Genomic DNA, 18,578 nt, shown 5'->3' with positions numbered 1-18,578 from the left:
CGCGATCAGTATTTTTCCAGCGAACGTCCGACCACGCCGTTGACGTCCTTCTCCGGCGCGATATCGGTCGAGTAATAGCCGGCGGCCTTCTTCGCTGCGATCTCGACATAGGCGTCGGCCGGGATCAGCTCCGGCGGGATCGGCACGCGCTCGACAATGTCGATGCCCTGCGAGGTCAGCGCGTCATGCTTCATGTCGCTCATCGATAGGAAGCGGTCGATGCGCTTCAGGCCGAGCCAGTGGATCGTATCCGGCATCAATTGCTGGAAGCGCGCGTCCTGGACGCCGGCGACGCATTCGGTGCGCTCGAAATAGGCGGCGGCCGCATCGCCGTCCTCCTGGCGCTTGCGCGCATTGTAGACCAGGAATTTGGTGACCTCGCCGAGCGCGCGGCCCTCTTTCCGATTGTAGACGACCAGTCCGAGCCCGCCCTCCTGCGCGCCGCGCGCGGATTCCTCGATGCCGTGGATGAGGTACGGCCGGCAGGTGCAGATGTCGGAGCCGAACACGTCGGAGCCGTTGCACTCGTCATGCACGCGGCAGGTGATTTTGGTGCGATGGTCCGGCAGCTTGGTCACGTCGCCGAACATGTAGACCGTGGTGCCGCCGATCGGCGGCAGGAACACTTTCATGTCCGGCCGCGTCACCAGTTCGGGGAACATGCCGGCGGTTTGTTCGAACAGCGTGCGCCGCAGCTCGGTCTCGCTGGTGCCGAAGCGCTCGGCAAGGCCTGGCAGATACCACACCGGATCGATCGCGATCTTCACCACCGACACGCCGCCATTGGCATGCACGACCTCGCCGTCCGCGCGCAGCCGTTTTGCGGCCAGCGCCTCGCGGATCTCCGGCAGGTCGAGCCGCGCCCGCGTCACCGCGATGCTTGGGCGGATGTCGACGCCCTCGGCGATGTCCTTGCCGAAATTCTCCGCGACCAGATGCCCCCACGGATCGAGCGCGACGATCTTTGCAGGATCGCTCCATTGCGGGAACGGCCCGATGGTCGCGGCTGGAAACGTGTTGGTGAGGTCAGGACGCCTGATCGGATCGAGCGCGCCTGCGGACACCGCGAGCGCCCGGTACATTGCGTAGGACCCGCCATGGCTGCCGATCACGTTGCGATCCCCGGCGCGCGATACCGTGCCGATGATCGGCCCCCGTGCACGTGCATCCGCGGCGCCCCAGTGGATCGGAAAAGCGGACTTCTTGCCCGGCTCCGGATGGGAGGTAAGGCGGATGTGGTCGGTACGGTTCGCACGGCTCATGACCAAACTCCCAAAAAGCCGACGGCCCGCCGCTCGGACGGGCCTGGCTCGGCCGCGTTGCCGATGGGAACACCGGCGCCGCAAGCTCAATCCAACATAGTGTAGCGGGCAGTCGCGACAGACAAGTTAATCGTCCCGCCGGGGGTAAGGCCGTTTGCGGCCCAATTCCCGTCACCGACGCGCCGGCAGGGCCTGCCTGAACGCCGCGCCCTCGCACAGGCCAGCCTGGCCGCCCGGTCTGTGCGGTCTTTTTAAGGTGTTGAAATATATCCTGTTTTCTTATTTTCAAGGGCTGCTGCGTGGCTTGCGCGGCACGCTTCGAATCCTGGACAAACCGTGTCATCACAACAGTCGTACAGATCGCCTTCCCCGGAGAACGCCATGCCCGCCGCCAGCTACATCGATCCCCGCAACGGACAGCTCTATCCGCTGGACCAGCCGCGCTGGTGCTCGGACGAGCGCACGCCGCTGCTGGTGACGCCGGGGACGGGGATCTCGCGCGAGGAGATTGACGGCCGGACGCGCTCGCTCTGGCGCTACCGGGCGGCGCTGCCGGTCGCGATCGCACAGCCGATCACGCTCGGCGAAGGCTGCACGCCGCTAGTTCAGCAGGATTGGGGCGATCTGCGGCCGTTCTTCAAGCTCGAATGGTTCAACCCCACCGGCAGCTTCAAGGATCGCGGCTCCTCCGTGATGCTCTCGTTCCTGCGGCAGATCGGCGTCGACGCCATTCTTGAAGACAGCTCCGGCAATGGCGGCTCGTCGATGGCGGGGCTGGGTGCCGCCGGCGGCATGCGCGTGAAGATCTTGGCGCCGGCCTCCACGTCGCCGGCCAAGATCGCGCAGGTGCGCGCCTATGGCGCCACGGTGCAGCTCGTCGAGGGGCCGCGCGAGGAGTCGGAGGCCGAGGCCATCCGCCAGTCGAGCCAGACCTTTTACGCCAGCCACAACTGGCAGCCGTTCTTCCTCGAAGGCACCAAATCGCTCGCCTATGAAATCTGGGAAGACCTCGGTTTTCGCGCGCCCGACAACGTCATCGTCCCCGTCGGCGCCGGCAGCAGCCTCCTGGGCTGCGCCTTCGGCTTCCGTGAGTTGCTGAAAGCCGGCCAGATCGCAAAGCTGCCGCGCCTGTTCGCGGCGCAGCCGCAAAATTGCTCGCCGATCGATGCGAGCTTCAGGGCCGGTGTCGATACACCCGTAGCCCGCGAGGTGAGCAAGACCATCGCGGAGGGCACCGCGATCAAGTCCCCGCTGCGCCTGCGCGAGATCATCGCTGCCCTGCGCGAGAGCGGCGGCGGCACCGTTGCGCTGACCGAGGATGAGATCGTCGCCGCCCTGCGCCGTCTCGCGCGTCAGGGCCTGTTCGCCGAGCCGACCAGCGCCAGTGCGGCCGCCGCGCTGGAAAAACTCTCCGCTGCCGGGTCGATCAAGGCGAACGAGACGACGGTAGCGGTCCTCACCGGCACCGGCCTGAAGGCTGCGACAACAGTTGCCGATCTGGTGCAGTAGAGCGGCGGGGTGTTCCTTCTTCCTTCTCCCCTTGTGGGAGAAGGTGGCGCGAAGCGCCGGATGAGGGGTCTGTCTCCACGTACTCGAGAGAGAATGACTCGCGGAGAGATACCCCTCACCCGTCTCGCCGCTGCGCGGCGAGCCACCCTCTCCCACAGGGGGAGAGGGAAAGAAGCTCTGCCGCTAGAAGCCTCACTCCTTCAGATCATTCACGCGCTTCACCCACGCCCGCACATCCGCGAGCACTTGCGGCAGCACCGCTTTGACTTCCGGCACGGTCATGCCGGGCTTGATGCGGGGATCGTAGAGTAAATTGAGGATGTACTGGTCGTAGACGTCGAAATAGCCCATCGACACATTGTCGTTGAACATGGTCCACGGCACGCTCGCGGTGTCGTTGATGGGCCCGAGCGATTGCAAGAGCTCCTCATAGGCGCAGTCGAGGAAGGTGAAATCGCCGTTGTCGACGGTGAGGATCACGTCGGAATGCTCGATCTCGAAATTGTCGTTCTTGCGGAAGCCGGACAGGCATTGCGGATCGAGCGAGGTGCGGATCTCGCGCGCCTTCTCTGCGCCGTAGAAGCTGGCAATGGTGCGGAACAGGTCGCGGTCGCGCACGAGCTTCACCCGCACGTTCGCCGCCTCGCTGGTCGTGGTCATGGCGATGTCGAGATGCTGCACGCGGGCGCCGATGTCGGCCACGACTTTTGCGAGCTGCGTCTTGCGATCGGCGCGGTCACTCTCCGCGTAGACGCGCACCGGCCCGTCGAACTTGCGGATACGGTCGACGCGGCCGGCGAGGTGGTATTCGGCGCCGAACGCCGTTTTCAAGAATCCCTCGACGATCTCGCCGTCAGTGAAGCTCTTCTTCTCGGTGCGCTGGCGCGAGGCGATCGCGGGCAGTTCGCCCGCGACGGCGATGGTAGCGGTGTCAGGGGCGAACGCGAAGGTGGCGAGTGCCAGCAGGGCGATGCGAAAGCCGGATGAAGGCGGGGCCAATGCGCTCATTGCTGGCTGACGCTGCCGTATTCGGAAGCGACGCACAAGACCGCATATTCACGCGCCCTGCGGGTTCCCGCAGTTCGCCGACGGCTAGTTGTTCAGCACGACCACGGTGGTGCCGACCGAGACGCGGCTGTAGAGGTCGCTGACGTCGTCGTTGGTCATGCGGAAGCAGCCGGAGGACACCGCCTGGCCGATCGTCTCCGGCTCGTTGGAGCCGTGGATGCGGTACAGCGTCGAGCCCAGATACATCGCGCGCGCGCCGAGCGGATTCTCGATGCCGCCCTTCATGTGGCGCGGCAGGTCGGGCCGGCGCGCCAGCATCTGCGACGGCGGCGTCCAGGCCGGCCATTCCTTCTTGGCGGTGATCCTGTGTACCCCGCCCCAGCGGAAGCCGTCGCGGCCGACGCCGATGCCGTAGCGCAGCGCCTGGCCGTTCTGGAGCACCAGATAAAGGCGGCGCTCGCTGGTGTTCACCACGATCGTGCCGGGGGCATAGTTGCCGTTGTACAAGACGGTGGTGCGGGGGATCGGGCTGGAGCCGCCGCGGAAGAAGTTCGGGCCGCCACCCATGATGTCGCGCGAGTCGAACTCTTCGGCGAGCGCGCCGCCTGCCATGGCCGACAGCAATGCAATGGCGGCAATCGGCGCGGCAAAAAACCGGATCATTGTTTCCCCCAGCAAAAAATCGATTCAACTGAAGTTACAGGCCATATTTGCGGGCTTTTCGCAAGCCACGGCCCCGTGAAGGCGCCATGCTTAACGATTGGCGTTACCAAATCGGCAACCCCGCCCATTTGCCGGAAGGCATTGGAGCGTTTTCAAGCGAAGTGGATACCGGTTCGCATGAAGAAAAAGCGTCAAAACATGAATCTAATGCCCCGTTCCGATTCTATCGGAACGGAGCATTAGCCAAGCCGGCGCATCGCCGCGCGGGGCAGGGCCGCGATGGGCGCTATTGCTTTGACGGGGGCGGCGAACAATGATTGATCGGGCTGATATCTGAACATTGCCGGTTGTGGGAGCTGAAGAATGAACGGTGCGGAAAGCCTGGTGCGGACGATGGTCAAGGGTGGGGTGGACGTCTGCTTCACCAACCCAGGCACCTCCGAGATGCATTTTGTCGCGGCGCTCGACCGCGTACCGGGCATGCGCTGTGTGCTCGGCCTGTTCGAAGGCGTGGTGACCGGTGCCGCCGACGGCTATTTCCGCATGAAGGGAACGCCAGCCTCGACGCTGCTGCATCTCGGCCCCGGCCTCGCCAACGGCCTTGCCAATCTGCACAACGCCAAGAAGGCGAACTCCGGCATCGTCAACATCGTCGGCCAGCATGCCGTCTACCACATCGGCTACAACGCGCCGCTGACCTCCGACATCGAGGGCCTGGCCCGGCCGATGTCGTCCTGGGTCCGCACCTCGCCGGATTCCAAGTCGGTCGCCGCCGACGGTGCCGCGGCGATCGCCGCCGCCAAGAGCGCGCCGCCGCAGATCGCGACCCTGATCCTGCCCGCCGACACCGCCTGGAACGAGGCCGACGGCATCGCCGAGGTGCCGGCCGAGCAGCAGCGCGCGAGCTATTCGCCGCAGGCGGTCGAGCAGGCCGCAAAGATCCTGCACGGCGACGGCGAGGGCACGCTGCTGCTGATGACCGGCAGCGCGCTGAGCGAGCAGGGCCTGGCCCTGGCCGAGCGTATCGCCGGCAAGACCGGCTGCACCGTGATGGGCCCGACCTTCCGCCCGAAGATGGCGCGCGGCCGCGGCCGCTTCTCGATCGACCGCATCCACTACGTGATCGAGAACGCGCTGCCGATGCTGGCGAAGTTCCGTCACATCGTGCTGGTCGAGTCCGACGATCCGGTGGCGTTCTTCGCCTATCCGAACAAGCCGAGTGTGCTGCGGCCCGAAGGCTGCGACGTCCATCGCATGACCTCCTGGGGCGAGAATTCGGTCGCGGCCCTCGAGGCGCTCGCCGGCGCCGTGAAGGCCAGTGCGAAGGACGTCAAGCCGCAGGCGTTGCAGGAACTGGTCAAGCCGACCGGCGCGCTCACCTTCGCCACGATCGCGCAGGCGATCGCCTGTGCGATTCCCGAGAACGCGATCATGGTCGACGAGTCCCTGACCACCGGCCGCGGCTTCTTCCCGCCGACGGCGGCCGCGGCGCCGCATGACTGGCTCCAGAACATGGGCGGCTCGATCGGCTTCTCGACGCCGCTGTCGATCGGCGCCGCGATCGCCTGTCCGGACCGCAAGGTGATCACCATGGTCGGCGACGGCAGCGCGATGTACACGATCCAGTCGCTGTGGACGCAGGCGAGGGAGAACCTCAACATCGTCACCATCGTGTTCGCCAACCGCATCTACCAGATCCTGCGCGGCGAGTTCGACAATGTCGGCGCCGGCGAGCCCGGCCAGCGCGCCAACGACATGCTCCGGCTCGACCGTCCGACGCTGGACTTCGTGGCGCTGGCGAAGGGCATGGGCGTGCCCGGCCGCGCCGTCACCAACGCGGACGAGTTCAACAAGGCGCTGGCCGAGGCCGTCGCCGAGCCCGGGCCGCGGCTGATCGAAGTTCAGATGTAAGTCTGGCGGGCTGCGCCGCGAATTCCAGCCCTCATCCTGAGGAGCCCGCGTAAGCGGGCGTCTCGAAGGATGCTTACAGGTGGGATAGGGGCCTCTATGGTTCGAGACGCGCGTTCCGCGCTCCTCACCATGAGGGTCTGATAGCGGCGCGACTGAGTGCGCGTGATGGGCCGGGGGGCAAGATGCAGACCGAGCTGAACAAGGTGATCGCGGCGCTCCGGGACTTCTACGCTCACGAAGCATTTCTGTTCGAGAAGGACGTCGGCGAGCGGGCGATCACGCACCGCTTCGCCGTCTATCTGGAACGGCAATTCTCCGGCTGGTCGGTCGATTGCAACTACGACCGCCTCGGCGAGCGCACGCTGCATCTGCCGCACGGCACGATCATCTCCACCGACGACCATCTGGGAAAGTCGATCTATCCCGATGTCGTCGTGCATCAGCGCGAGATCCCGAACAATCTGCTCACCGTGGAGATCCGCAAGGCGAGCAACCACACCTCGCTCGAGCACGACCAGCACAAGCTGATGGCGCTGACCGACGCGCATGTCTGGTTCGCCTACTGGATCGGCGTGCTGCTTGTGCTGGACAGGCACCATGTCACGACATCGGAAGTCTATGTCGGCGGCGTCGTCGATCAGCCGCTGTCGCTCTGGTTCGCGGCGCGGCTCCTGGAGAGCGGACCAGGGGCCACGCGTTAGGGCGCGTCCCGAACAAGAGTCCGGCGTTAACCATCGCGAACGGTTCCAGCCTGAGCGAAATCGCTTCGAAGTTTCTTAAATGTTGCTGGGTACCTCTCCTGGGCATGGTGACCTGGGGAAAGAGATATGGGTAAGCGGGCCAAACGCGGAAAGGCAGAGGCGTTCGCACTCCCAATGGCCGCGAGAGTTGCAGTGGGCGCCGTGGCCGTCGCCGCATTGGGGTATGGTTTCCTGTCTCGCCCGGCGAGCGTGCAACCGGTACGGAAGCCGTCCGCACAGCAAGCCCAGGCGTCGTCAACGCCGGTTTACGTGGCAACTCCAGTTCAAGCAGCCGCGCCGGCTCCAGCTCCGGCTCCGGTTCCGGCCCCGGCGCCTCTGATCGAGCCACCAAAGGCCGCTGACGGTCCCGGAGCATTTGTTCGGCAGGTGGTTGACTACGCCAGCCGCCAGGCGCCGGGCACCGTGATCATCGATACCGGAAACACATTCCTCTATTTCGTCCTGAACGACAGGCAGGCGATGCGCTACGGCATCGGTGTCGGCCGCGAAGGTTTCACCTGGTCGGGCGAGCAGACCGTGGCCCGCAAAGCAGAATGGCCGGATTGGCATCCGCCTGTAGAGATGATCGGGCGTCAGCCTTATCTGCCGCGGTTCATGGCCGGCGGTCCCGGCAACCCGCTCGGCGCCCGGGCGATGTATCTCGGCGAGACCGAATATCGCATTCACGGCACCAACAATCCCGACACGATCGGGAAGCGGGTTTCGTCCGGCTGTATCCGGCTGACCAATGACGACGTGATGGACCTTTATGAGCGGGTGAAGATTGGAGCGAAGGTGATCGTGCTTCCGACAACCGCTGCCCGTCGTCCATCCCAGGGAACGCCGGCCGACGCCGCTTTCCGATTGCCGGACCCGGCATCGCCGTCGAAGCGGCCCTTGGCGGCCAACGCGCAGATGCTGCCGTCTGGATCGAAGATCGCCGAGGCCCGGTAGTTCAGACTTCCGTAACGCAAGCGGCCTTGGCGACAACGACCGTCACCCGCTCAGTGCAGCGGATCACCCCCGCCGCCGCGCAAGTCAATTCGCCGGACTGCCGGCGAGGTGGATCGTCTTCACGCAAAAAAATGTGGCGGCGCGCGCATCATGCGCGCGCCGCGATGTCGTCAGTAGGCGCGCTGCTGCGAGAACGCGTAGCGCGGATTGATGCCGCAATAGGCCGACGTGCCGGAAGCGCTGGCGAGGCACTGCTGATAGCTCGCGAACTGGCAGTTGCCGGGATAGCCCCACATGCGCCCCTGCAGGCAATATCGATCGTTTGCAGGATGTGCCTGGGCGGCCGGGGATGCTACGGCGATCAGCGCGGCGAACGATGCGAGAGTGAGGATGATGCGACGCATTTCAATCTCCTTCGAGAGTGGGATGGGGAACGTCAGCGAGCTTGGCTCGTCTGATATATGGTCATGCCTGTCTTGGTGTCGGCGGAATGCCTTGCGTTCGCGTCGAGGCACATCATGTCGCAGCCGGCGGCCGGCAATGTGATCTCGGCCACAGTTCGCGTTGGGGTTCCGGCCTTTCGTGAGCAGACTTGCACGCGTCGATTCCGGAGAACTACGCTTGTCTCGTTCGGATCAGGTATTTTGGAGGTTCTAATGCAAAGGTCATATTTGCTGGCTGCGACAGCAGCGCTGGCGCTTCTCATGCAAACATCGCTCGCGCCGGCGCAGAGCGCGCCGGCCGCCGACGGAACCGCAGCGCCTGCGGCGACAACCACCGCGCCGGGCGCGACCAGCGACACCTCCAGCCAGCCGACCGACTCCAAGAAGAGCGCATCGAAGAAGCCCGCGAAGAAGAAGATGACGCGGCAGCAGGAGATCGATCATTCGGTCGACAGCGGCACTGTGCCTGCGCGCTACCGCAGTTCGGTGCCCAAGCAGTACCAGCAATATATTCCGTTCGATAAGCAGTGACGGATCGCACGGCGGCGCGACGCGACCCACGCGTCGGGCCGCCGGTGCCTTCGCGTGACGGTCCTGACCAGGCGAATCCGGCTATACATCCCCGGTGGCGGTCCGCGAGAGCGGTGCTAGAGTAGGCCATAGCCCGGGGGGAGTAATGAGCGACGACGTGAAGGATGCTGGCCTTGTGGCCATGATCAGCAGCATCCTGGGAGGCAACAAGCGCGCAGACAGCGCTGCTCCGCCGCCGCTCGCCGAGGTTCCGCCGACAGCGCCGACGAACGGATTTGATCCGGTCGAGCCGTCCACCCCCGATCCCGCACCGGCCGAACCCGACGATGCGCCCGATGCCGTGCCTATTGCCGCGAAGCCGGTCGAGCCGCCGGCGAAAATCACCACGACGCCGGACGGCAAGCGGTTGCTGCCTGCCGAGGCGATCGCCGATCTCGTGCTCGGCGAGTTGCGCAAGCTGGAGAATTTTCCGGCGACCGGCGCCTCCGTCACGGTCTACGGCTATAAGCACTGGAACGCGATGATCACCTTCGCGCCGTTCTCGACCACGTTCCAGAACGCAACGCGGTTCCGCCAGGCCATGCCGGACCTCGTCTTCAAGCTCCGTCGTTTCGTCGAACTTGAGATATAGTCCGGGACAATCACCGGCCGCGGCCCAGCACGCGATTCCCTGTTGAGGGGGCGCGAGGCGCGAGCGGTTACCCGAAACGGTTCGACAGGATCTTGAATTGAGCGTCGCCTTTACCAAGGAAGAAAGCGCCGAAACCGCGTCCGAGACGCTGTTGCCGGATCGCCCGATCTCGCCGCATCCAAATTTCGTGACGGAAGCAGGCCTGCAGGCGTTGCAGTCGCAGCTTCAGGAAGCGCGCGAGGCCTATGAAGCCGCACAAGCCATCGAGGACGTCAACGAGAAGCGCCGGCAATCGGCGGTGCCCTTGCGCGACGCCCGCTACCTCACCGAAAGGCTGCGCACGGCGCAGGTCATTCCCACCCCGGCGTCGACCGATGTCGTCGCCTTCGGCAGCACCGTGACCTTCAGCCGCACCGATGGCCGCGTGCAAACCTATCGCATCGTCGGTGAGGACGAAGCGGATCCGAAGGCCGGGTCGATCTCGTTCGTCGCGCCGGTTGCGAAGTCGCTGATCGGGAAGGCGGTCGGCGATGTCGTTGGTTCAGGCGCGCAGGAGATCGAGATTCTCTCGATCGCGTAGGAATGCAGCAGCATCGCGATGCGCTGGGCGGAGGTCACACTGGGCCTGTGACTGACTGCGCTGTTCTGGTCAGCGAGCGTTTCAATGCTGCGAATGATTGCTCGCGACCCCGGTCGGGCGCTTCAGCAAATCACCCGGCCGGCAATGCGCAAGCCGGCCGGGCAACACGCCACGCAAGGGATCAACTTCCTTCGTGCAGGGCCCGTGGACACTGTGCTGTCACGAGCCGGACGTTCTGACGACGAGTTTTATGTTCAGCAGGTTGACGCCCTTGAACGGGTTCGGCGCGCTTTCGATTGTTCCCGTACCGGTGGCGTTCGCATAGGCACCCGTGCCCGACAGGATCGTGTATTCGCCGGTTGATTTGCCGTCCTTGGCCGTACCGGTGTAGCGCGCCGTAATCGAGCCTTCCTCGAACGTGTAGGTGCTATAGCCGAAGAAGGGACCCGATCCTTTCAGCAGGTCCGAACTGTTGACGAACTCCTTCACTCCGATGCGGCCATCGTTGAAGACGGCGACGCCGAAGAATTTGCCGGCCACAACCGTCTGTCCTTCGACGTTTGCGGCCTCGATGACCTTGAGGTCGAGCGGCTTCGTGACGAGCTTGAACTCAAGCACCCGCTCACCGGCTACAGCGGTCGACGCCGCGGCGGCCAATGCCACGCCAGAAAGGAAAAAGGTGAGGGACTTCCGCATAGGCTCCTCCTGCGCTTGTTGAACTCAAGTCAAGAAGTGCCGGCGAGCTGAACATCGTGCCCGCAGCTGTTCGCGGCGGCACGAAGAGAGCCCTCGGCGACGCCCCGGCGGCGGCTGAAGCTCTCTGTACCCCAAGGCGCGAAGCCGGGACGCAAGTATAAGTCCAAGCGACGGGAGAAAAGTTCAGGTTTCCGCAAGGGTATAATTGTATGCTGCCACTTGTGCGGGATTCTCGGCGAATCGAAACAGGCAATCGATTGCGCAGGAGCGCGCAGGGCGAGGTGAGAATTGCTATCGACAGGGGCAACCTCATTCGCCTAAAGCTTGAGCCATGCGTTTCGGTCGTCTTGTGCTGATCTCGAAGGTCTCCGCCGTGTCCGCGAAACAAAGCCCGATGGTTGGATGAGACGGTTTCTGTCGGGAGCGTTGCCGTTTTACGCGCTGGCCGGATTGGCCATGTGCATGTACCTCGTCCTGTACAAGACTGACCTCTTCGACTTGAACGCCATCGTCCACGGTGCGACCGGTTCACCATGGTTTCCGGTCTTCATGTTCGCCTGCGTGCTCCTGGAGTCGGTCTTCCCGTATTTTGGCTATTTTCCCGGAACCGCCCTCATCCTGATGTCCGTGGCGCTCAATCCGAAGCCTGCGGATGCCTCCGTTTTCATCGTGGCGTGGCTGGCCATCATCGTGGGCGCCGTTCTGAGTTACGGACAGGCTCGTTTTTTCAGGGCGTTCTTGCAGCGGGTTGCCTCAAAGGCGGCAATGAACCGATGTGAGTCTCTGTTCGACTCCTACGGTCCCTACGCGCGCGTGGCCTTGTTCGTTCATCCCAACGCATGCGCGATGTATTTTACGGCACTCGGACTTCTCGGCCGCAACCTGACGCGAGAACTCGCCTATCTCAGCGTGGGCGCAGCGGCCTCGGTGGGTATTCTGTTCGTCATCGTAACCAGACTGGTGTCGTCCGTGGGCGCCACCGACGATGGGGAGTTGCAGGTGCTGCTCGCGGCCGGGCTGGTCGCCATCGGCACCCTCGTCGGTCTCTACGCGGCCTGGCGGCCGGCTCGCACGGCCTAAGGCTTGAATCCGGAAGGAAGTCGCACCCAGGTCAGAGCCTGAACCAGGGCAGGGTGAGATAGACGCAAGCGATCATCGAGAGGATGGGAATGACCCACACCCATCCCGGCCAAACGTATCGCGTCAAGCGTTCGGCGTACGGCACAGCAACGAGGGCGACGATCAGTGCCCCGAGCGCGGCCGTCGCGGCCCATCCGTACCAGTACATCGCTGGAGCCAGAAATCCCATCGCAGGGGCAGCAACGTCTCGCGAATGATGCGTGCCCGCCAGCACGATGCCGAGCGACGGGAAAACGGTGAAAAGAGCAAGGTCCTTTGCGAGTGCGACCACGTAGAGGAAGCCAAATGCTGTCCCGAACGCGAATGCAAAGCGGCGGAACGCAGCCGATGGCGTCATGCGCCGAAACCCCTGATGTTGTTTACGACGTGGCCGGTCAGGAAGCCCCACCAGATGACAAAGGCGAGGATCGAGGTGAGCATCGTGCGCGTCTGAGTAGGCTCGTCGGCACGCGGCTGTCGCCAGCAAACCCAATAGGCTGGTAGCAACGCAAAGCCGATAGCGGCGAAATGCTCCTTGAGGTCGAAGAAGCCCAGGGCTGGCCAATGACCGGCGCGCTCCAACTCCGGCCTGATCTCGACGCGAAAATACAGATAGATGATCCCACCGAGCAGGATGGAGATGGCATACAGGACGACGACGGCGTCGGCGAACCGGGCCGATGGCACGGAGCGAAAGCGGCCGAAAAACGAACGGGGGCGCGTTCCCGCAGTCGCCCACGTCGCCAAAGTCTGGTGCGTGATCGCGCCAAGCAGTGCAACGGCGACCAAGCCGTGAACAATCAGGAGTACTATCGTCAGAACCTTACCCCCGGCCTATTGCCCGCTCGCTGTCACGTGAAGAGTTCTTCGGTTCCGAATGGCTCTGCTGACCATGGCCGGAAGCGATTGAGGGTGAATTTCGTCTTCTGGCCGGGGTCAACGTCCACCAGCACGTAGTTGTACTCCTCTTGCGGAGGCTGGCCCTTCCAGTAAAGGTCCTGCGGATAGTCGGCGGGCACCTTGATGCTGGTTCGCCCCGGCAGGATTGGGTCTTGCTCGGCGCCGCCACCGCCCAACATCAGATACTTAACCCCATCTACGTCGTAGATTTCCGTGGTGTGGACGTGCCCGTTCAACACGACCACCTCCATGTCCTTCGCATACGACGCAATCACCTTGTGCGGATTATCGGGAGCCGGGATCGGGCCCAAGCCCGACCGCGCAAACACGGGATAGTGGAAGACGATGAACGCCTTCCGAATGCCATTGGCCTTCGCCTCGTCCATCCATTTTTGAAGCTGGGTCATCTGCTCGGCATATTTTGGCCGATCGGCGTCCCACTGTGAGGGCGACCGGTAGTCGTACTTGCCACTCCAGAGATAGATGAAGCGGGCGCCCTTGAAGTCGAATTTGTAGATGAGGTTTTCCGGCGTGACGCCGAATTTTTTCAGATACGGCACCGCCGAAAGTACGCCCTCAATCTTCGGGTCGGCCCACACCTCATGATTACCCACACTCATGAAAAAGCGCCCATCCAGACCGGCTGCGCGCATCTCGTCATCTGGCGCGGGTAGCTTCTTCAACATTGTTTCGTTCACGCGCTTCCAGTATGGGCTGTCACTCACGGTCAAGCCCTGATTGCCCCACCACACGGCGTCACCGCTATTGACCACGAATTTGGCGCGACCGGACTGGACGTCCTTGACGATCTCGCGCGTCACCCATTCGCCGCCCTGAAGCCGGAACATGGTTCGATGCACTCCGGGAAGCAGTTTCACGTCTTCAACGGATGCCTCGGTGACCCAACCCTTGTCTACCGTCAGGGTCATCACTTCCGTCTTGGATGCGAACGGCATGACGACCTTGATCAGGTCCTTTGTGACCGGATCGAAGATCATCTTCACATCCTTCGCGACGACGGCCTCGGCGACCTTTTCCGGCATGACCAACCCGAACATCTCGACGAAGAACTTGCTGAGGTCCGGTTGTCCCTCCTTCAATGGGAGGTACATCATCGGTCGGGTATCGCCGACCGCCGCGAATGAAAAGCCGCCCCCGGTGGAAGCGGGTGCTTGCGCGGTTGTTGTTTGGGCCTGCGCATTGGCAACGACCGGCATCGAGAATGTCGGGAGCGCCGCAAGCGCGCCTAGAACCAGGCGACGACTGGGTTCGTTAGGCCAAGAGGATTTCATCATGATCACCCCTGATCGAGGAGAGGGAATGAGCCGCCGCATACGGCGCGCGAACAGCCTGATTTGCCAGCCGTGTCCGCTAGACCTTCAGCGGCGGGTAGGCTTGATATAGATCAACGTCTGCATCGGCCGACGCGTCTGGAGTGGCGAGCATGATGTCGATAAAATTGCCGCTGTGGCTTCGCTTTTTCCTGCTTGTCGGCGTCGTCATCTTTGCGGCAGGCGCAGGTCTCCTTGCCTATCGGTACTACAGCCGCCCGGTAACGCTGACCGTGGCGGTCGGCTCGCTCGACGGCGAGGCAGCGAAGGCAATGTCAGCGATGGCAGGCGAGTTCGTATCAGCGAACGCGCCGGTCCGGCTCAAGGTCATCGACAGCGGCACCGCGCTTGAGGCCGCTGCCGCTTTCTCCGCGGGCAAGGTCGATCTCGCTGTGGTTCGCGGCGATGTCGGCGACCTGTCGAAGGCGCAAGCCGTCGTCGTCGTCAGCCATATGGCCGTCCTGATCATCGCGCCGCCGGGATCGACCATCGACAGCATGGACAGCCTGAAGGGACGCACGGTCGGCGTGGTCGGCGGCGTAACGAACGCCAAAATTGTCGATGCGTTGACCAAGGAATACGATCTGGCGCGCGCAAAAGTTGTATTCAAGAACCTTGCTTTGACGGATGTCCGACAAGCCATTCAGTCAAAGCAGGTCAATGCCCTGCTTGTCGTGATCCCGCTCGCCGAGAAATACCTCTCGCTCGTTCGCGGATTCTTTCAGCTCGACCATAAGAAGGTCCCGGTACTGATCCCGATCGATTCCGCGGGGGCAATCACAGAGGTTCAGCGCGCCTTTGAAAGCTTCGACGTCCCGAAGGGCACGCTGCGGGGATCGCCGCCGGTCCCGGAAGATGATGTGACAACGCTGAGGACCTCGCTCTATCTGGTTGCGCAAAAGAAGCTCGGCACTGATCTGGTAACCGGCCTCACGGAGGCGATCATGAGCGCGCGCAGGAATCTTCTGCGCGAGCAGCCGATTTTCGCACAGATCACCGCGCCCAGCACCGACCAGGATGCCTACCTTCCGCTGCACCCCGGCGCGGCAGCCGTTTACAACAGCACCACGCAAAGCTTCATGGATGAATACGGCAACTGGATCTATTTGACGCCGATGGTCCTGGGTGGCGCTGCCACCATGCTTGCGGCGGCGTGGAAATTCCTGGGCGTCGGCAGCCGCCCGGCCGAAGGGCCGCTCGATTCTCTCTATGCCCTGGCGCGCCGGATTCGGAAGGTCGATACCGAGGCTGAACTTTCGGATATCGAAGACGACATCGACGGCATCCTGAAGGCGGAGCGCGCCAAATCCGCTGCTGGAGACGAAAGCGCGGTGGATGATGCCACATTGAACGTGGCAGCCCACCGGCTGGAGAACTTGATTCACGACCGACGCACATTGATCGCCAAGGGACACGCAGTTGCCTCCGCGGCGTAGGCGACACAGCGCCAGGTCGCGACATGCCGCGGTACCGCGATTGTCGGAACCACAGCCACGACGCATCAGGATGCCCCGTCAAAGCTACGCGGCCGAGACCAGGGTTGCGCTCAGGCGAAGGAGCTTGAAGCTGCGGCCTGGAACTGGATGACCAGCAGAGAGACGGCCGCTGCCTTACGACACATTGGTGAATCATGAATGCAATCGCGCTATCGTGCACCACGTTTCTATGCATCTCGGGCGGTGCCCTGCTCGGGATGTTCCTTCCTGGGCATCACCTGAGCACGGATGACAAGGATGTGGTCAGGCTGGGCACGGGCCTCATCGGGACGATAGCCGCGCTTGTCCTCGGCCTGCTGATCGCCTCGGCGAAGGGCTCCTACGACACGCAGACCACTCAAGTCACACAGATGACGAGTCAAGTTGTCCTGCTCGACAATCTGCTGGCGCAGTACGGAGCGGAGACGAACGACGTACGAAATCTGTTGCGGCGCGGCATCGTTGTTTTAGCCGATCGAATGTGGCGCGAGAAAAATTCCGAGGTTGCAAAGGCGAACCCCTTCGAGGCGACCGCCGCAAGCGACGCATTCTTTGCGAAGCTTCAGAAGCTTTCGCCGCAGAACGATTCCCAGCGCTCCCTGCAAGCCAGGACCATACAGCCACCGACATTGCGCAAATCCGCCTGCTGCTGTTCGCGCAGACAAACAACTCGATCCCTATGCCGTTCCTGGTGGTGCTTATTTTCTGGCTTACCATCATCTTTGGAAGCTTCGGCCTGTTTGCCAAGCCCAGCGCAACCGTTTTCGGCTCGCTGTTCGTTTTTGCACTGTCGGCCGCCGGGGCAATCTACCTGGTTCTGGAACTGGGTCAGCCATTTGCGGGCTTGATGCAAATTTCCAGCGCGCCACTGCGCAACGCCCTCACGCCGCTCAGCCCCTGACGTTCGCACGCCTCGCTGACGATGCTGCCGGGTTGGTCGCCATCGGAACCCTCGTCGGTCTCTACGCGGCCATTGGCGGCCGGACAATGCGCTGCCAAATTGCTATACTGTCTGTTCAATCTCCCGAGCCGGGAGGAACCTGTGAGCAGCGAGCGCGTGGAGCGGCGCCTGGCGGCTGTGTTAGCGGCGGATGTCGCCGGCTATAGCCGTTTGATGGGCCGCGAAGAGGAAGGCACGCTGGCGCAGCTCAAGTCGTTCCGGAAAGCACTCATCGATCCCGCTATCGCCGAGCATCGTGGCCGCATTGTAAAGACGACCGGTGACGGCATGCTGGTCGAGTTCGCCAGTGCCGTGGACGCAGGTCGCTGCGCCGTTGAAGTCCAGCGCAGCATGGCAGAGCGGAATGCCGCCGTACCACAGGATCAAAGGATAGAGTTTCGGGTCGGGATTCATGTCGGCGATATTATCATCGACGAGAACGACATCTTTGGCGATGCCGTCAACATAGCCGCGCGTCTGGAGGGGATTGCAGAGCCGGGAGGCGTATGCATTTCCGATGACGCCCAACGCCAACTCCGCGGCAAGCTTGATATTTGCTTTGACGATCTGGGTTTGCAGGCACTGAAGAATATCGCCGAGCCGATGCGCGTCTGGCGAATGCAACTGGGTAAGGTCTCGGCTTCGGCGGTTTCAAAGGCTGTTCCTGCCGCGCCGAGCCAACTTCTCGCGCTCCCTGACAAGCCCTCGATTGCCGCGCTTCCGTTCCGAAACATGAGCGGCGAGCTGGAGCAGGACTACTTCACGGACGGCATCACCGAAGACATCATCACGGCGTTGTCGAAGTGGCGCTGGTTCTTCGTGATTGCTCGCAATTCGAGCTTTTCCTACAAGGGCCGCCAGGTTGACGTGAGAGACGTTGGTCGGCAATTGGGCGTACATTACCTCCTTGAGGGAAGCGTTCGACGGGCTGGCAGCCGGGTTCGCGTGACGGCGCAGCTTGTAGAAGCCGCCACGGGCACCAGCATATGGGCCGACAGGTATGACCGTGATCTGACCGATGGGTTTGTGATTCAGGATGAAGTGGCGCAAGATGTTGCCACTGCGATAGAACCAGCGGTCTCAAAAGCCGAAATCGAACGCGCCCGGCGTAAGACGCCGGAACAAATGGTCGCGAGAGACCACTATTTCCGTGGGATGTGGCACTTCCACCAGTTCAGCAAGGAGGATGCACACAAGGCCATTGCCTGTTTCAATCGCGCAATCGAGCTGGATAGCACGCTGGCCGACGCCTACGTGGGGATTGCGCGGACGTTATTCAGCACGCGTGCCTACCGGCTCGGCTCAGGGGGCGATGTCAATGCTCAAATTGCTTCGGCCGCAAAAAGTGCTCTTGCACTCGACCCTAACAGCGCTTCCGCCTGCTACATATTAGCGCTCAATCTCGCGCATAACGACGATTGCGACACTGCGGTCAAATTCGCTCGGCGAGCCATCGAGCTGAATGATAATTTTGCTCTCGGCTATTTTGCCCTGGCGGTGGCAAGCAATTTTCTCGGTCACCCCCAGGAAGCCCTCGCGGCAATCGATCGGGCGCAACGGCTCAGTCCCAATGATCCGCAAATCTTCGCCTGGCTCGCCCAACGGGCTTCGACCTTGTATCTGCTCAGGCGTTACGCCGAAGCCGCTGAGACGGCGCGGCAGAGCCTTGGACAACGCTGGTTTCACACTGCGTGCCGCGTACTGGCGGCGAGCTACGCGCAGCTCGACATGATCGAGCCCGCAAAAGCGGCGTTGGGTGATCTCCTGGCAAGCGAGCACTCCGAGAAGACGATTGCGGAAGTGATTCGCCCATTCAAACGTGAGGATGATCGCAACAATTACAGTGAAGGGTTGCGCAAGGCAGGAATGCCGCAACAATAACCTG

Annotated in this window: 20 protein-coding genes; 12 read left to right on the top strand and 8 right to left on the bottom strand. The window is 62.9% G+C overall.

Annotation, left to right across the window (positions count from 1 at the left end):
- Positions 1–5: 5 nt before the first annotated feature.
- Positions 6–1,262, bottom strand: coding sequence for a GTP cyclohydrolase II (locus NLM25_RS38275; protein WP_254140315.1), 1,257 nt, complete (start codon positions 1,260–1,262; stop codon positions 6–8).
- A gap of 381 nt (positions 1,263–1,643) precedes the next feature.
- On the opposite strand from NLM25_RS38275, the gene NLM25_RS38270 reads away from it, so the two are divergent.
- On the top strand, positions 1,644–2,771 hold the full coding sequence (locus NLM25_RS38270; protein WP_254140314.1) for a threonine synthase: 1,128 nt from the start codon (positions 1,644–1,646) through the stop codon (positions 2,769–2,771).
- A 192-nt stretch (positions 2,772–2,963) separates the two neighbouring features.
- On the opposite strand, the gene NLM25_RS38265 is transcribed toward NLM25_RS38270, so the two are convergent.
- Complete coding sequence (locus tag NLM25_RS38265) at positions 2,964–3,779, bottom strand: DUF2927 domain-containing protein (protein WP_254123088.1); 816 nt, start codon at positions 3,777–3,779, stop codon at positions 2,964–2,966.
- A gap of 84 nt (positions 3,780–3,863) precedes the next feature.
- Positions 3,864–4,442 carry a L,D-transpeptidase gene (locus NLM25_RS38260; RefSeq protein ID WP_254140313.1) on the bottom strand — a complete coding sequence of 193 codons (579 nt, stop codon included), beginning with the start codon at positions 4,440–4,442 and terminating at the stop codon, positions 3,864–3,866.
- An 86-nt stretch (positions 4,443–4,528) separates the two neighbouring features.
- Here NLM25_RS38260 and NLM25_RS38255 point away from each other — a divergent pair, with 86 nt between their 5' ends.
- The 4 genes from NLM25_RS38255 (at position 4,529) to NLM25_RS38240 (ending at position 8,047) form a co-directional block, all read left to right on the top strand.
- Positions 4,529–4,759, top strand: a complete 231-nt coding sequence (locus NLM25_RS38255; RefSeq protein ID WP_254140312.1) for a hypothetical protein — start codon at positions 4,529–4,531, stop codon at positions 4,757–4,759.
- 46 nt (positions 4,760–4,805) lie between these two features.
- A complete protein-coding gene (locus NLM25_RS38250) occupies positions 4,806–6,353 on the top strand; it encodes an acetolactate synthase large subunit (RefSeq protein ID WP_254140311.1) in 1,548 nt (515 codons plus the stop codon).
- Positions 6,354–6,535: 182 nt separating this feature from the next.
- Positions 6,536–7,054, top strand: a complete 519-nt coding sequence (locus NLM25_RS38245; RefSeq protein ID WP_254140310.1) for a hypothetical protein — start codon at positions 6,536–6,538, stop codon at positions 7,052–7,054.
- Between the two features lie 126 nt (positions 7,055–7,180).
- Entirely contained in the window at positions 7,181–8,047 is an 867-nt protein-coding gene (locus NLM25_RS38240) for a L,D-transpeptidase (RefSeq protein ID WP_254140309.1), read from the top strand.
- Positions 8,048–8,217: 170 nt separating this feature from the next.
- On the opposite strand, the gene NLM25_RS38235 is transcribed toward NLM25_RS38240, so the two are convergent.
- Positions 8,218–8,451 carry a DUF3551 domain-containing protein gene (locus tag NLM25_RS38235; protein ID WP_254123083.1) on the bottom strand — a complete coding sequence of 78 codons (234 nt, stop codon included), beginning with the start codon at positions 8,449–8,451 and terminating at the stop codon, positions 8,218–8,220.
- 252 nt (positions 8,452–8,703) lie between these two features.
- On the opposite strand from NLM25_RS38235, the gene NLM25_RS38230 reads away from it, so the two are divergent.
- The 3 genes from NLM25_RS38230 to greA all read left to right on the top strand — a co-directional run bounded on the left by NLM25_RS38230 (position 8,704) and on the right by greA (position 10,232).
- Entirely contained in the window at positions 8,704–9,021 is a 318-nt protein-coding gene (locus tag NLM25_RS38230; RefSeq protein ID WP_254123082.1) for a hypothetical protein, read from the top strand.
- A 145-nt stretch (positions 9,022–9,166) separates the two neighbouring features.
- On the top strand, positions 9,167–9,652 hold the full coding sequence (locus NLM25_RS38225) for a hypothetical protein (protein ID WP_254140308.1): 486 nt from the start codon (positions 9,167–9,169) through the stop codon (positions 9,650–9,652).
- A gap of 97 nt (positions 9,653–9,749) precedes the next feature.
- Positions 9,750–10,232 (top strand): transcription elongation factor GreA, encoded by a 483-nt coding sequence (gene greA, locus NLM25_RS38220; RefSeq protein WP_254123080.1) that lies wholly within the window; start codon positions 9,750–9,752, stop codon positions 10,230–10,232.
- A 219-nt stretch (positions 10,233–10,451) separates the two neighbouring features.
- Here the strand turns inward: greA and NLM25_RS38215 are convergent, their stop codons facing one another.
- Entirely contained in the window at positions 10,452–10,928 is a 477-nt protein-coding gene (locus NLM25_RS38215; protein WP_254140307.1) for a DUF3224 domain-containing protein, read from the bottom strand.
- Between the two features lie 402 nt (positions 10,929–11,330).
- Between NLM25_RS38215 and NLM25_RS38210 the strand changes: the two genes are divergently transcribed.
- Positions 11,331–12,008: a hypothetical protein gene (locus tag NLM25_RS38210; RefSeq protein WP_254140306.1), complete on the top strand. Its 678-nt coding sequence runs from the start codon at positions 11,331–11,333 to the stop codon at positions 12,006–12,008.
- A gap of 31 nt (positions 12,009–12,039) precedes the next feature.
- Here the strand turns inward: NLM25_RS38210 and NLM25_RS38205 are convergent, their stop codons facing one another.
- The 3 genes from NLM25_RS38205 to NLM25_RS38195 all read right to left on the bottom strand — a co-directional run bounded on the left by NLM25_RS38205 (position 12,040) and on the right by NLM25_RS38195 (position 14,164).
- Complete coding sequence (locus NLM25_RS38205) at positions 12,040–12,405, bottom strand: hypothetical protein (protein ID WP_254140305.1); 366 nt, start codon at positions 12,403–12,405, stop codon at positions 12,040–12,042.
- Positions 12,402–12,836, bottom strand: a complete 435-nt coding sequence (locus tag NLM25_RS38200) for a hypothetical protein (protein ID WP_254140304.1) — start codon at positions 12,834–12,836, stop codon at positions 12,402–12,404. The genes NLM25_RS38205 and NLM25_RS38200 overlap by 4 nt, the downstream gene beginning before the upstream one ends.
- 62 nt (positions 12,837–12,898) lie before the next feature.
- A complete protein-coding gene (locus NLM25_RS38195) occupies positions 12,899–14,164 on the bottom strand; it encodes a metallophosphoesterase (protein WP_254140303.1) in 1,266 nt (421 codons plus the stop codon).
- A gap of 227 nt (positions 14,165–14,391) precedes the next feature.
- On the opposite strand from NLM25_RS38195, the gene NLM25_RS38190 reads away from it, so the two are divergent.
- The 3 genes from NLM25_RS38190 (at position 14,392) to NLM25_RS38180 (ending at position 18,574) form a co-directional block, all read left to right on the top strand.
- On the top strand, positions 14,392–15,714 hold the full coding sequence (locus tag NLM25_RS38190; RefSeq protein ID WP_254141335.1) for a TAXI family TRAP transporter solute-binding subunit: 1,323 nt from the start codon (positions 14,392–14,394) through the stop codon (positions 15,712–15,714).
- Positions 15,715–16,234: 520 nt separating this feature from the next.
- The gene (locus NLM25_RS38185) at positions 16,235–16,654 is read left to right on the top strand and encodes a hypothetical protein (protein WP_254140302.1); all 420 of its coding nucleotides are present in this window, start codon (positions 16,235–16,237) and stop codon (positions 16,652–16,654) included.
- 141 nt (positions 16,655–16,795) lie between these two features.
- Positions 16,796–18,574 carry an adenylate/guanylate cyclase domain-containing protein gene (locus NLM25_RS38180; RefSeq protein WP_254140301.1) on the top strand — a complete coding sequence of 593 codons (1,779 nt, stop codon included), beginning with the start codon at positions 16,796–16,798 and terminating at the stop codon, positions 18,572–18,574.
- Positions 18,575–18,578 lie beyond the last annotated feature (4 nt).

The sequence above is a fragment of the Bradyrhizobium sp. CCGB01 genome, from assembly GCF_024199795.1.
GTDB lineage: Bacteria > Pseudomonadota > Alphaproteobacteria > Rhizobiales > Xanthobacteraceae > Bradyrhizobium.
The sequence above is the reverse complement of the archived record's forward strand: the minus strand, read 5'-3'. Positions and strand labels throughout refer to the sequence as shown.

Coding starts and splice junctions, on each gene's coding strand:
- NLM25_RS38235 (WP_254123083.1), bottom strand. CDS start 8,451: ATGCGTCGCATCATCCTCACTCTCGCATCGTTCGCCGCGCTGATCGCC.
- NLM25_RS38225 (WP_254140308.1), top strand. CDS start 9,167: ATGAGCGACGACGTGAAGGATGCTGGCCTTGTGGCCATGATCAGCAGC.
- NLM25_RS38250 (WP_254140311.1), top strand. CDS start 4,806: ATGAACGGTGCGGAAAGCCTGGTGCGGACGATGGTCAAGGGTGGGGTG.
- NLM25_RS38190 (WP_254141335.1), top strand. CDS start 14,392: ATGATGTCGATAAAATTGCCGCTGTGGCTTCGCTTTTTCCTGCTTGTC.
- NLM25_RS38205 (WP_254140305.1), bottom strand. CDS start 12,405: ATGACGCCATCGGCTGCGTTCCGCCGCTTTGCATTCGCGTTCGGGACA.
- NLM25_RS38230 (WP_254123082.1), top strand. CDS start 8,704: ATGCAAAGGTCATATTTGCTGGCTGCGACAGCAGCGCTGGCGCTTCTC.
- NLM25_RS38210 (WP_254140306.1), top strand. CDS start 11,331: ATGAGACGGTTTCTGTCGGGAGCGTTGCCGTTTTACGCGCTGGCCGGA.
- NLM25_RS38240 (WP_254140309.1), top strand. CDS start 7,181: ATGGGTAAGCGGGCCAAACGCGGAAAGGCAGAGGCGTTCGCACTCCCA.
- NLM25_RS38270 (WP_254140314.1), top strand. CDS start 1,644: ATGCCCGCCGCCAGCTACATCGATCCCCGCAACGGACAGCTCTATCCG.
- NLM25_RS38215 (WP_254140307.1), bottom strand. CDS start 10,928: ATGCGGAAGTCCCTCACCTTTTTCCTTTCTGGCGTGGCATTGGCCGCC.
- NLM25_RS38245 (WP_254140310.1), top strand. CDS start 6,536: ATGCAGACCGAGCTGAACAAGGTGATCGCGGCGCTCCGGGACTTCTAC.
- NLM25_RS38265 (WP_254123088.1), bottom strand. CDS start 3,779: ATGAGCGCATTGGCCCCGCCTTCATCCGGCTTTCGCATCGCCCTGCTG.
- NLM25_RS38255 (WP_254140312.1), top strand. CDS start 4,529: ATGCTTAACGATTGGCGTTACCAAATCGGCAACCCCGCCCATTTGCCG.
- NLM25_RS38195 (WP_254140303.1), bottom strand. CDS start 14,164: ATGCCGGTCGTTGCCAATGCGCAGGCCCAAACAACAACCGCGCAAGCA.
- NLM25_RS38260 (WP_254140313.1), bottom strand. CDS start 4,442: ATGATCCGGTTTTTTGCCGCGCCGATTGCCGCCATTGCATTGCTGTCG.
- NLM25_RS38275 (WP_254140315.1), bottom strand. CDS start 1,262: ATGAGCCGTGCGAACCGTACCGACCACATCCGCCTTACCTCCCATCCG.